This window comes from Streptomyces sp. GQFP (assembly GCF_021545335.1).
GTDB lineage: Bacteria > Actinomycetota > Actinomycetes > Streptomycetales > Streptomycetaceae > Streptomyces.
In genome coordinates, this window is record NZ_CP089312.1 from 3,282,334 (window position 1) to 3,294,568 (window position 12,235).

The window sequence follows — 12,235 nt, forward strand, 5'->3', positions numbered from 1 at the left end:
TTGCGCCTTCCCGCCCGACACCACTACCGACCTCAGCACAGTATGTGAGAACCCGCCTACTCCGCGTGGGTCCAGGGACCCAACTCCCCCCCACAGCACGCCCCATCACTCCCACCCCTCCCGAGCCGTACCCAGCCACCGGGCGATCGATTCGCTCCGTGTCGTACTGTGCAGCTTTGCGAAGATGCGGTTGATGTGGTTCTTGACGGTCTTCTCGCTGATGAAGCAGGTGGCGGCGATCTGGCGATTGTTCATGCCGGCTGCGATGAGATCCATGACCTCCACCTCCCTTGAACTCAGGCCGAAGTCCGGTCGACTGCGGGCGCGGGCGGCGAGTGTCGTCGCGTGGCCTAGCCTAGTTTCTGGAGTCTCCGGATTCTTTGACAAGAGTGCCATAAACGGTTGCATATGCGAAGAGCATTCGCTCGGTTCGTAGGAAACGACGAGCGAATCCGCCGCCCTCGTTTTCCTCCCCACCGCCCGCACCGCCTCCGTCAACTCCTCCGTCGTGAAGCCTCCGTGGACCAGATACCCCGACGCGCCCTGGCGCAGCGCCTGCCGCACCACCTCCGGCTCGCTGCTGTACGTCAGCATCATCACCGGTGCCAGGAGCGCCAGTTGGGGCAGCGCCGTCAGGCCGTCCGTGCCTGGCATGCGTACGTCCAGCAGCACCACGTCGGGGCTCATCCGCTCCGCCGCCGACACCGCCTCCGTGCCGTTCGACGCCTCCGCCACCACCTCTATGTCCGGGTGGCCGCCGAGCAGCGCCGACAGTCCCGCGCGTACCACCGGGTTGTCGTCCGCAACCAGCACCCGCAGCAGATCCGGGCGCCGTCGTTCATCTGTGGTGGGCATGCGACTCCGCCTCCTTTCGGGGGCGGGGCCTGGGCATCGGTACGTAGTCGAGTCCTGGTGGGACCACGTCCACGCGGACCTCCGTGCCCCCTTCCTCGCCTCGGCCCACGTGAATCACCGCGCCCAGCGACCTCGCCCGTTCCACCATGCCCAGCACTCCGAAGTGGCCTGATCTGGCTGTCTCTTCGAGGTTCAGGGGGTGGGGGATGCCCACTCCGTCGTCCCGGATGCGCAGGGTCACGCCCTCCGCACCTGCCCCCGACGGCTCCGCCTCCACCCTCACCCTCGTCGCCCTCGCGTGCCTGCGCGTGTTCTCCAGGGCCTCCGACACGATCGCCAGGAGGTGGTGTGCCGTCCGGTGCGGGAGGGCGGAGAGGGCGGCGATCCGTCCGGGCGGGGACTCCACGGTTGTGCGGATTCCCGTGCTCTGCTCGAACTCCGCCGCCCGCCGCGCCAGTTCGGCGACCAGGTCCACGTCCGGGGACGTCAGGTCCGTGTGGTGGCGCAGGTCCGTCAGCAGGTCGCGGGACTCCGTTGCCGCTCGGCGGGCCGCCCCGGCCACCAGGGATGCCTGGCGTCGGACCGTGTCCGGGTCCGCGTCGGCCGCCGAGGTCGCCGCCAGTGCCTCCGCCGCCATGGCCAGGCCGTGCAGCGTCTTCGTCACCGAGTCGTGCATCTGCCTTGCCAGGCGCGCCCGTTCGGACTCCACCGCTTCCGCCACCGCCAGCCTGGAGTTCGCCTCCGCCAGTGCCTCGCTCGCCGTGCCGAAGCGGAACATCAGGTTGCGCAGCGTGACGCCGATGATGCCGGCCCCGACGCAGAAGCCCGCTATGAGGAGGGTGCTCGTGCCGGTGCCCGGGCGGTGTTCCCAGGCCCGGTAGACCGTGAGGAGGACCGCCAGTTGGAGGCCGGTGAAGACTCCTGAGCCCCGCCAGCCGTAGAGGAGGCCCGCGAGGAGGGGGGTGCATGCCGTGGCGTATGCCAGGGGGGAGGCTGGGGATGCTGTGAGCAGGAGGATCGCCGCGAACGTCAAGTCCGCTGCCATCAGGGTGGGATGAGCCAGGAGGCGGGGGGCCAGGCGGTCCCAGTCGCGGTACATGGCGTACGAGGCCGTGATGCCCAGGACGGCAGCCGCCAGGACCATGTAACGCGGGGGGCCTTCCGCCGTGTTGGTCATCGCGAAGGGCGTGCCCAGGGCCAGCATCGTCATCCGTACGGCGAACGCCTGGCGGCACAGGGCCTGCAGGGCGTTCAGTTGGAGGCGGACGCTGGCCGGGGGCGGGGCGTCGTCGGCCAGATAGCCGGCGGTCGGGTCGTAGCCCCGGCTCCGCTTCCCACGGCGTCGCATGCTCGTCACCCACGCCTTCATCGTCCTCAACGCCCCAGAATCGAGCCGAAGTTGGTGCCCGAGCCGAGGAACATGCCCGTCGCGATGAGGATCATCGTCGCCGGGAGCATGAAGACCAGGGTGACGAGGGTGGCCTTGGGGATCGTCTTCGCGGCGCGGCGGCGGGATTCCTGGGCGTCGGTGCGGCGCATGTCCGCGGCGATCTGGATCAGGGTCTCCGCGATCGGGGCGCCCAGTTCCTCGCCCTGCTGGAGCGCCGAGACGAACTGGGCAACCTGCTCGGAGGAGTTGCGCCTGCGGAGTTCGTCGAAGGCCTGGCGGCGGCTCACGCCCATGTCCATCTGGCGGAGCGTGATGCGGAGTTCGTCCGCCCACGGTCCCTCGTACCGCTCCGCCACGCGGTCCAGGGCCTGGCGGAAGCCGAGGCCCGCCGACACGACGACCGCGAGGACGTCCAGGAAGTCCGGGAGCGTGCGGTCGATGACGTCCTTGCGTTCCCGTACCGCCTGCCAGATCGCCGCGTCCGCCGCCGTCACCCCGAACGCGAACGTGATGACGGCGAGGACGAGTTGGCCGTTCGTGAGGAAGATCAGGCCGAGGAGGACGCCGAAGGTGACGTAGACGGCGCGGCGGGCCGCGTAGCGGGTGATGGTCAGGCCGCCGGGGTTGCCCGCCATGTCGATGCGCAGGCGTTTCGCGTCGACCCGGCGGGGGCCCATCAGGCGCAGTACGAGGGGGGCGAACCGCATGCCCATGCGGTCCACCGCCGAGTCCGCCTTCGAGACGCGGGTGCCGCCCACCTCCAGGGCCAGCATCAGGTCGGAGGGGAGTTTGGCGTCCGCCCGGATCATGCGGATGCCCAGGAGGGCGCCCGCGACGGCGATCGCCATCAGCAGGGCCAGGAGGAGAGGCAGCATCGGTTCGTCCACTCCCCTCAGACTTCGATCTTGCCGAGGCGGCGGATGACGAAGAAGCCGACCGTGTACAGGCCCAGGGAGAGCAGGATCAGGCCCTGGCCGAGGCCGGAGCCGGTCACCTTCTCCAGCGCGCCCTCGTTCGAGGAGTTGATGAGGAGGAGGGAACCGAGGCCCAGGCAGGGGACCGTGAAGGCCGTCGCGTTGACCTCCGACAGCATCGTGCGGACCTCGCGACGCGTCTCCTTGCGGTCCTCGAGGGTCTGGGTGAGGTTGCGGAGCGAGCTGACGACCGAGCCGCCCGCCTTGTTCGCCAGGACCAACGTCGTTACCAGTACGACGAGTTCGCGGGACGGGAGGCGTTCCGCCAGTTCGCCGAGTGCGTCGTCGACCGTACGGCCGAGGGTCAACTGGTCGGCCACCCGGGCCAGTTCCTCGCCCGCCGGGGCCTCCAGCTCCTCCGCCGCCATCGCCAGTGCCGTACGCAGGGCGAGGCCGGCCGCCGTGGCGTTGGCCAGCAGCCGGGCCACGTCCGGGAGTTGGTTGATGAACGCCTCGATACGTTTCTGGCGTTGCCAGTTGAGGAAGATCGCCGCGCCCCAGACCGTCACCAGTGCGGCGATCGGGCCGAAGAAGGGGGCCAGTACGGCGGCCGCCAGCAGCCACAGGGCGACGCCGACTCCGGTGACGTACGTGAAGAACTCGCCTGCTGTCAGGTCGAGTCCGGTCGCGGAGAGGCGGAGGTGGATCGTGCGGCCGAGGCGGGTGCGGCGGAGGCGTCGGTCGACGGTCGCGAACCGGCGTACCCGGCCTGCCACCGTGTGGAGTGCGCCGCCGCCGGAGAGGCGGTCTTCGAGTGCCCGGCGCTGGGCGCGGCCGGTGGCGTACGTGTGCACGCCCGCGACGGCGAGTGTGCCGCACAGCATGGTGGCGCCCAACGCCAGCGGGACCGAGTTGTTCATGGCTGCTCGCTCCGCCCGATCATCCTGGTGGTGGTCCGCGTGTTCATCCGATCGCCTGCCTCGTGTCCAGTACGTCGAGCACCTCGGCCACGCCGAACGCCGGTGGCAGCGACTCGTTCGCCAGGTACAGCTTCTCGGCGACCGGGCGGGGCAGCGGGAGGTGCTGGAAGTGGCCCTGGGCGACCCGGTCGGGGCCGGACGGGCGGGAGACGTAGCGGGAGACGGTCGCGATGCGGAACTGTTCGCGGCCGTGGGAGACCAGCAGGGCGATCTCCGCGATACGGCGGGATCCGTCGGCGTGGCGGGCCAGTTGGACCACCACGTCGACCGCCGAGTTGATCTGGTCCTTCAACGCCTCGAAGGGGATCATGACTTCGGACATCGAGCCCAGGGTCTGCAGACGCATCAGCGCGTCCTCCGCCGAGTTGGCGTGGACGGTGGCCAGGGAGCCGTCGTGGCCCGTGGACATCGCCTGGAGCATGTCGAGGGTCTCGCCGCCGCGGACCTCACCGACGATGATGCGGTCGGGGCGCATGCGCAGGCTGTTGCGGACCAGGTCGCGGATGGTGATCTGGCCCTTGCCCTCCACGTTCGGCGGACGGGATTCGAGGCGGATCACATGCTCCTGCTGGAGCTGGAGTTCGGCCGAGTCCTCGATGGTGATGATGCGCTCGTGGGACGGGACCAGGCCGGAGAGGGCGTTGAGGAGCGTGGTCTTGCCGGTGCCCGTACCGCCGCTGACGATGACGTTGAAGCGGGCCCGGACGAAGGCCGCGAGGAGCATCAGCATCTGCTCGTCCAGCGAGCCGAGGCCGATCAACTCCGGGAGCGTGTAGGCGCGGGGGAAGCGGCGGATCGTGAGCGTCGGGCCGGTGAGGGAGAGCGGCGGGATGATGACGTTGACGCGTTCGCCGGTGGGGAGGCGGGCGTCGACCATCGGATTCGACTCGTCCACCCGCCTGTTGACCGTCGAGACGATCCGCTCGATGGTCTGCATCAGCTGCTCGCTCGACGCGAAGCGCATCGGCAACTGCTCTACCCGGCCCGCTCGTTCCACGAAGATCGAGTCGGGGCCGTTGACCATGATCTCGGTGATCGACGCGTCGGCGAGGAGCGGTTCGAGGACGCCCAGGCCGAGGGCCTCGTCGACCACCCGCCTGATGAGCTGGGAGCGTTCGGCGGAGGAGAGGACCGGGCCCTCGCGGCTGATGATGTGGCCGAGGACGCGTTCGAGTCGGACACGGCGTTCGGCCGCCGCGAGGCTGGACATCTCCGCGAGGTCGATCTCTTCGAGGAGCTTGGCACGGTAGACGGCGACGAGGTGGCCGTCCTCGCGCGCGGTTCCGTTGCCGTTGTCGTCGGGGGAGGCTATGCGGGAGCGCAGGCTCATGGTCTCGGTCTCAACTCCTCTCCAGTCACACTGAGTTGTGGATCATCTCGGTCGGCTATCGGTCGGCTGTCGGTCAGCCGTCGTCGTCGTTGGGCATGGTGGCTTCGCGGGTCACGGGCCAGGCGTCGAAGATCGGGATGATCGCGGGGACGGTCACGGTCACGGTCGCGGTGGTCGTGTCGCCCGCGCCGAGCGGCGCGTCCACCTGTGGGTCGAGCCAGTCGCTGACGGAGGCGACGCCCGCCGCTTCCCCGTCGCCGTCCAGGGAGGCGGCCCTGGCGGCCGCACGCGCCCCCGTCCCGGCCTGGTTGATGCCGTAGCCGATCAGGCCGAGCTGGATGCAGGCCAGGCCGACGACGATGAGGATCGGGAGGAAACCGGCGAACTCCAGGATGGAGGCGCCCCGGTCACCCCGCCCCCTCGCTTCCCGGAGACGGCTCGCCAGACGGTCCCGAAGACTCCTCATCAGCCCCCTCATCAGTCCCCGTCCCCTTCCAGCGCCGCGCCCGCCTCGCCGTTCACCGTCCAGTTGACGTCGAACCCGGGGAAGAACAAGGGGACTTGGGCGCTCACGGTGGCCTTCATGACCTCGCCCTCGGGTCCGCAGTCGATGGTGGCACCGGACCAGGCTCCGGGGAGGTGCTCGCCGCCGGCGCTCTCGCAGGCTCCCTCGTAGCCGCCGGAGTCGAGGGCGTACGCCGCTGTGGCCGCGCGAGCCGCCTCGTCCGCCGCGTTCCCGGCCAACGAGTACGTGTAGCCGTACAGCGCGCACTGCCAGAGGATGCTCATCACGACGAGCAACAGCGGGAACATGCCCGCGAATTCGAGGGTCACGGCGCCTCGGTCGCCGCGCTCCCCTCGTCGGCGCAGGGTCAGTGCGCCCCGGTCCGAGGACGCCGAGGATTTGCGTCGTTTGCCGCCGCCCCCTTCAGGGACGACTACCAGGCCCAACTCCCCTGCCAGGGCCCACAGTGCCTGCTTGACGGTCGACCGGGCGTCCAGGTCCTGGAGCCTGCCCGCGTCCACCACGCCCTGAAGTTCCTTGAAGGCGGCGGGAATCGAGGCCCGCGCGACCTTGGTGCCGGTGACCTTCTCGACGAGGGCGGGCTGGATCTCCGTACCCTTCGACTGCCTGTTGACGACCGTCAACGTCTCTTCGGCCTTGCGGATCTGGAGGCGGTCCCAGAGGCGGACCATGCGTTTGGCGGCGCGTACGGCGACGACGTCCGGGGTGACGAGGAGCAGGGCGTGGTCGGCCATCTCGACGGCGGCGGCCGTGGCGGAGTCCATCCGGGCGCCGCAGTCGACGATGACGACGTCGTTCCGGGAGCGCAGGGCGGCGACGATCTGGCGGGTCGCCCGGTCGGTGACCTCCTCGCCGCGTTCGCCCTCGGCGGGGGCCAGGAGCAGGCCGATGCCGGTGTCGTGGATGAAGACGGCGTCCTGGAGGACACGCGGGTTGATGTCCGTGATGGCGGCCAGGTCGGCGACCGACCTGCGGAACTGGACGTCCAGGTAGGAGGCGACGTCCCCCGACTGGAGGTCCAGGTCGAGCAGGGCGACGGTCCGGCCCGACGCCCGTGCGGCGAGGGCGAGTTGGACAGCGGTGACGGTGGCGCCGACACCTCCCTTGGCGCCGGTGACGGTGACGACCGTACCGCCGGGGCCCGCGTACAACTCCGGCGCGCTGCTGCCGAGATGGCGCCGCATGCCGGACGACCAGGACGCGGCGGCCGTCACCCGCTCGGCCAAGGACTCGTAGGTGAGCGGCAGTTGGACGATCCCGCGGGCGCCGGAGTCCATGGCGGCGGTGAGGACGCCGGTGCTGGGGTCGGCGGTGATGAGGACGACCCCGACGGCCGGGAAGCGCAGCACGAGGTCGCGTACGAGATCGAGGGCCGGGACGGGCCCTATCCGCTCGTGGATGAGGACGACTTCGGGCAGTTCGTCGAGTGACTCGGCGGCCAGCCGGGCCAGGGTGTCGAGCAGCGCGGTCGAGTCGGCGACGGGCGGGGCGGGTTCGGCGTCGGGGAGCCTGCTGAGGAGGGTGCTCAGGGCGCGGGCGGACTCGATGTCGGCGGTGGCGGGGAGGATGCGGATGGTCATCGGCACACCCTCGCCGGGCACGGCCGAGGGTGCGCATGTGTCTGCGACCGTGGCTGCGGCTTCGTACGTACGGACCTCATCGCCCGGCCTCCTACTTGTCCTTGTCGAGGGTGTACGTACGATCGCTGTCACCGGGGACGGTCGTCAGCTCGCCGCCCGCGACCAGGGACAGCCGGACGTGTTCGGCGAACGACTCGGCGTACGCGACGCGTTGGGCGTTCGGCGTCGTGAGCGCGAAGGTGATCGGCACGGCCTCCGTGGCCGTACGCCGGCGTTCGGTGCTCGACTGGCCCGCTTCGAGGGCGGTCAGCTTGCCGACGTCGATGACGCGCGCGTTCGTGACGAGCAGCTTGACCTCGTCGACGCCCTTCTCGCTGTCCTTCGACTCGAAGGTGGCGTAGATGTTGACGAGGGACCCCGGGTTGATCTTTCCGGCGACACCGGTCGACGCGTCTATCATGATCGCGATCTCCTGCTCACCGGCGGCGAGTTCGGGCCGGTCGACGATCATGTCGGTCTGCAGCAGGGAGCCCTTCTCCAGCCGGGTCACCGCGATCTTGCCCTGGATCTGGGAGGCCTTGGTGACGGCGGTCGCCGACAGCCAGCGCTCCGGCATGGAGATCTTCTCGAACTGGTCGGCCGACAGCTCCTTGTAGGGCGCGATGTCGCTCTTGAGGCGGTACGCCGTCACCTCCGGGCCGACCTTGGAGTTCACGTCGCGGATCACCGAGAGCACTCCGACGAAGGCGCCGATGGCGCACAGGGTCGAGAGGACCAGCAGGATGACGCCGCGGCGCTGGCGTGAGTTCATGACGCGGACAACCTCGATCGGGGTGGGGACGGACACGTCTTCTACATGTTTGCGTCTCTTGCAACTCGTGCGTCTGTTACGTCTCTTACGTCGTGCCTCGGGGCAGTGCTGCTCGCACTGGTGTTCCTGAAGCCCCTGCTGGGGTTCCTGCCCGCCCGAGGGCAGCGGGAAGCTCCTGTGGGCGGGCGAGTGGTGCGGCGCAGAATCCGCAGCGGTCGCCGATGAGTTCGAGGCCGCACCAGTGGCACTGCTCGCGCCGCACGGAGGAGACCAGTTGGTACAGCACAGAGACGTCGTGCAGCCCGGCCGCGAACTCGACGACCTTCCCGGTCCCCCACCAGCGCACGGACTCCGCGGGCAGCGGCACGGGGGCGACTCCCTGGACGCGCCAGGCGGGTGCGAGGGTCGAGGTGACCCAGTCGGAGGGCGGCTGCCCCTGAGCCACGAGCAGCCGCGTCCCGAACTCGGGCCCGGTCAGCTCCTCCTGGCCCACCCGTACGAGCTGGGCTCGCGGATTGGCCAGTACGGCGAACTGGGCGCCCGGCACCCAGGACTTGGCGTGCGACTTGAGCGAGACGGGCACCCGGTCCAGCTTGGCGACGGAGCCGAGGAGGGCGCCGGCGTAGATGTAGTGGGCGAGGAGCCGGGCGGAGGACGCGAGCACGCCCGGGCTGAAGTCGCACATGGAGAGCTGCCGCAACTGCTGGGCGAGCAGGGCGAGTCCGAGGGGCGGCAGATCGACGCCGAGCAGCGCGATACGGTCGCTCTCCAGGACGGAACGCACGGTGTGCAGCCGCCGGGTGACGGCCGGGTCCGTGGACGCCGGGTAGAGGGCGATGACGTACCCGTGCTGCTCGATGAGCGTGTGCATCCCCATGAGGGCGCCGTCGAGGCTGTCGAGGGTCGGGACAGCGGCGGGCGGGGTCTGCCGGTCATGCGGTGGGAGCACCAGATCAGTACTGGTGACGGCTATCGCGGTCGGCACGCTGCACACCACCCCGTTCACTGCGGCGGGGTGGTCGGCCACCGCCTCAGATCGCCCCTGTGACGTCCTCTTGCATCAGCACCTTATCCACGGCATGGCCCGCTCAACACTGAATCTTCTAGATCAACTAACGGAAGGTGGAGCTTGATCGACGGAGAGTGAGGCGAATATGCCACAAGTCGGGTGCGCGGGAGGGGAGTTGACGGAACTTGACCACTACGGATCAGTACACCTTCCGAGGGAAAGTTCACCTGGATCCCCTTGAGCGGGTGCTGTCGCACGAGGGGAGTCAGGCGGTCCGTCCTCCCGCGGAGGCCGTTCCTTCCCGCAGCGTTCCTTCGAAGAACTCCAGGACCTCGTCCAGGCCCAACTCCCGTCGCCCCGGTTCCCCTTCCCTCGAAACATTCCAGCCACCGTCCCACTCCACTCGCCAGACCTTGCCCAAGCGGTTCTCGAACTCCACGAATCCGCCGGCGGAGTTCTCCAGCTCGGGGATCTCCTGACGGACGATCCGCGGGTATGTCAGTGCGCGCCCGGGATTGGTGCTGCCGCCACCTGAGCGGGGATTGTCAAAGCTCATCTTCACGAACGGCACCGGCTCGCGCCCGATTTCGGCGGGCCGCAGCATCTTCGTGTACCTGGCTTCAGCTTCGGCGAGCGTCTCGTGCCCGGAGAACTCGCAGGCATACGCGGGAAAGACGATGTACGTCACCGCCATGAGGTCGGGATTCTGTGCCTTGTGATGGCCGTGGACATCCGGGACGGCTGCCGCGACGGCGTCGAACTCGTGGTCAGGTACGCGCAAGCCCTCCGCGGAACCGAGGAAACGCCCTTCCCCCAACAACTCCTGCTCGTGAGCGCGAGCGAAGGACAGCACCTCACGGGCAAGGTTCTCGTCGTGCTTGCCACGCTGGTTGGTCTGGAGGAGCCGCTTTCCGTCGTCGGTCAGAGCACCCGCGAAGTGCAGTACCGGATTGAGACTCCACCGCCATGCCCCGTCCAGGCCTTCGAGGGGGGCGGCATTACGGAAACCGGCGAGGGTGGCCTGTAGATCCATGGTTCCTTCCAGGTGTGCTTCGGGGATTCCGGGGTCAAGGGTGAAGTTCCCCCGTTGATCTGGACAGGTGCCAGCCGTGACGCAGCAGATACCGGAGACGGACGGGTCGAAGAGCATGTACGGCGGTCACCTCTTTTGCCCGTTGCTGCCGCGCTCATCGCGTCAGCGGCCCTGTTGTCGACTGCCTGCGGCGAGTCGAAGGACAACGACAAGATCGCCGGGGCCGACACCGGGAGCGAGACCTCGGCATCGCCGACGGCATCCGCGACGGCCGTCTCCGCCGACCGGCCGGAGATCGAGCTGCCGTCGGATCTGACGTACACCTTCGAATGGCCCAAGACCGGCGACGCGGACAAGGACGCCCTGGACAAGGCTTACCTCTACTACTACGAGGGCGAGGCGGCTGCCGGTACGGAGACGTTCGTCAAGAAGTACGTGGATGCCAAGGCAAGCATCACTGGCGCCTATCGCTTCTACGACCCCGACCTCAAGGTCGACAACGACGGAACTGCTTCCCTCAGCTACTGCGAGGACCAGGGCAAGGCATACGTCAAGTACCTGGAGACCAACAAGGTCAAGAAGACCGAGGTCACCGCAGACAGCTACGTCATCTACCACACGTCCCTCAAGCGGAACAGCAAGGGCGTCTGGGTCATCCAGGACATGGTCTCTGAAGTGGGGAGTGCCAAGTGCCAGCCCTGATGCGCAAACCGTGGACTCTGTCGGCCGCGATAGCCGCCGCAGCGCTCGTGCCACTCCTGTCGCTTCCCGGAGTGGCACACGCCGACGACACACTGGACGGCAACGCCCAGAACCCCGGCACGAACGCACCGAGCGGCAACGCCACCGACGAAGGTCCCCGTGCCTGGGCGCTTTTCCCTCGGTTTCAAGAGTTGCCCCAAGCGAGATAGGCGCGCGTTCTGGTCAGACGGGCCGCAGCCGCACGGAACGTGATGCCGGAAGCCTCGGAGCCGAGGGCCACGTCGAAGTGTCCTCCGTCGTGGGCCGTCAGATCGATCGCCTTTACTTCGGAAGCCCCCCAGCCCGTGACCCGGAGACCGGTCACCCCCGTGAAGAACAGGTGGAACGGCAGGTTCACCGGGAAGGCCCTGGTGTCGAAGCCCAGAGTCACCGAGTCCTCCCGTTCGTCGATGTGCACGTAGAAGAGGTCGTACGCGTCCGTCGACGGCGGGACACCGTCGTACAGCTCCCCCAAGTATTCGGCAGATGCGAGGAGTTGTGACCAGTCAGCGCTCATAGAACGTCTTCTCATCGGTCGGGGGAAGGAAGGCGTGCCGTCGGGCGTCGATCCTGCTCACGAAGAGATGCGGTCCGTTGTCCGATCCGTCGGCCTGGATTCGGAATATGGCAGCTGGCCTACTTGAAGCCGTCGTCCGAGAAGGGGTCGAAATGCTCCCCCCAGCGAAAAATGTAACCCTCTCCTCCCTCACAGGAAACGGCGTGAAAGCCTCGATCAACAAGCCCGAATTCCTCCCGAACCCATCCGTCCATCGCCAGTGCCGCCACTTCTGCGCGGAAATGGGCGAGGGGGAAGGAAAGTGATGTGACCTTGACGGTCAAGCCGTCCGGGTGAGCGGCGGACAGATCGGGGGCATGGACCGAGAGTCCGAATGAAAGCCATGCGGCATCACGCCAATTGACCCCATCTGGAAGCGTCAAACAAACATTACGGTAAACTTGCAGGCGAAATTCTTCGCTCGGATCAGGCGTGCGGTACTCCACCGTCAAGTCTGCCGCCAAACCACCGAAGGGGCCACGGAGGCGGTATTTGAAAGTGCTGGCCACG

At 68.3% G+C, this 12,235-nt stretch carries 13 protein-coding genes; 1 reads left to right on the plus strand and 12 read right to left on the minus strand.

From position 1 onward, the window contains the following. Positions 1-105: 105 nt before the first annotated feature. The 10 genes from LUX31_RS14320 to LUX31_RS14365 all read right to left on the minus strand — a co-directional run bounded on the left by LUX31_RS14320 (position 106) and on the right by LUX31_RS14365 (position 10,428). A complete protein-coding gene (locus tag LUX31_RS14320) occupies positions 106-855 on the minus strand; it encodes a response regulator transcription factor (RefSeq protein ID WP_235475168.1) in 750 nt (249 codons plus the stop codon). Then, complete coding sequence (locus LUX31_RS14325; protein ID WP_235475169.1) at positions 839-2,203, minus strand: sensor histidine kinase; 1,365 nt, start codon at positions 2,201-2,203, stop codon at positions 839-841. Before LUX31_RS14325 ends, LUX31_RS14320 begins: the two co-directional genes overlap by 17 nt. Positions 2,204-2,229: 26 nt before the next feature. Next, positions 2,230-3,120 carry a DUF5936 domain-containing protein gene (locus tag LUX31_RS14330; RefSeq protein WP_235475170.1) on the minus strand — a complete coding sequence of 297 codons (891 nt, stop codon included), beginning with the start codon at positions 3,118-3,120 and terminating at the stop codon, positions 2,230-2,232. 17 nt (positions 3,121-3,137) lie between these two features. After that, entirely contained in the window at positions 3,138-4,079 is a 942-nt protein-coding gene (locus tag LUX31_RS14335) for a type II secretion system F family protein (RefSeq protein ID WP_235475171.1), read from the minus strand. 43 nt (positions 4,080-4,122) lie between these two features. Further along, positions 4,123-5,469 (minus strand): CpaF family protein, encoded by a 1,347-nt coding sequence (locus LUX31_RS14340; protein WP_235475172.1) that lies wholly within the window; start codon positions 5,467-5,469, stop codon positions 4,123-4,125. A 73-nt stretch (positions 5,470-5,542) separates the two neighbouring features. Further along, positions 5,543-5,935 carry a TadE/TadG family type IV pilus assembly protein gene (locus LUX31_RS14345; protein WP_235475173.1) on the minus strand — a complete coding sequence of 131 codons (393 nt, stop codon included), beginning with the start codon at positions 5,933-5,935 and terminating at the stop codon, positions 5,543-5,545. An 11-nt stretch (positions 5,936-5,946) separates the two neighbouring features. Then, positions 5,947-7,575: an AAA family ATPase gene (locus LUX31_RS14350; protein ID WP_235475174.1), complete on the minus strand. Its 1,629-nt coding sequence runs from the start codon at positions 7,573-7,575 to the stop codon at positions 5,947-5,949. Between the two features lie 91 nt (positions 7,576-7,666). Next, the gene (cpaB, locus tag LUX31_RS14355) at positions 7,667-8,386 is read right to left on the minus strand and encodes a Flp pilus assembly protein CpaB (RefSeq protein ID WP_235475175.1); all 720 of its coding nucleotides are present in this window, start codon (positions 8,384-8,386) and stop codon (positions 7,667-7,669) included. A gap of 85 nt (positions 8,387-8,471) precedes the next feature. Then, positions 8,472-9,371 (minus strand): hypothetical protein, encoded by a 900-nt coding sequence (locus LUX31_RS14360; RefSeq protein WP_235475176.1) that lies wholly within the window; start codon positions 9,369-9,371, stop codon positions 8,472-8,474. Between the two features lie 289 nt (positions 9,372-9,660). Next, the gene (locus tag LUX31_RS14365) at positions 9,661-10,428 is read right to left on the minus strand and encodes a hypothetical protein (protein ID WP_235475177.1); all 768 of its coding nucleotides are present in this window, start codon (positions 10,426-10,428) and stop codon (positions 9,661-9,663) included. A gap of 135 nt (positions 10,429-10,563) precedes the next feature. Between LUX31_RS14365 and LUX31_RS14370 the strand changes: the two genes are divergently transcribed. Next, positions 10,564-11,130 (plus strand): hypothetical protein, encoded by a 567-nt coding sequence (locus tag LUX31_RS14370; RefSeq protein ID WP_235475178.1) that lies wholly within the window; start codon positions 10,564-10,566, stop codon positions 11,128-11,130. Between the two features lie 184 nt (positions 11,131-11,314). Here the strand turns inward: LUX31_RS14370 and LUX31_RS14375 are convergent, their stop codons facing one another. Then, on the minus strand, positions 11,315-11,686 hold the full coding sequence (locus LUX31_RS14375) for an Imm50 family immunity protein (RefSeq protein WP_235475179.1): 372 nt from the start codon (positions 11,684-11,686) through the stop codon (positions 11,315-11,317). Positions 11,687-11,805: 119 nt separating this feature from the next. Further along, entirely contained in the window at positions 11,806-12,234 is a 429-nt protein-coding gene (locus tag LUX31_RS14380; RefSeq protein WP_235475180.1) for a hypothetical protein, read from the minus strand. Position 12,235 lies beyond the last annotated feature (1 nt).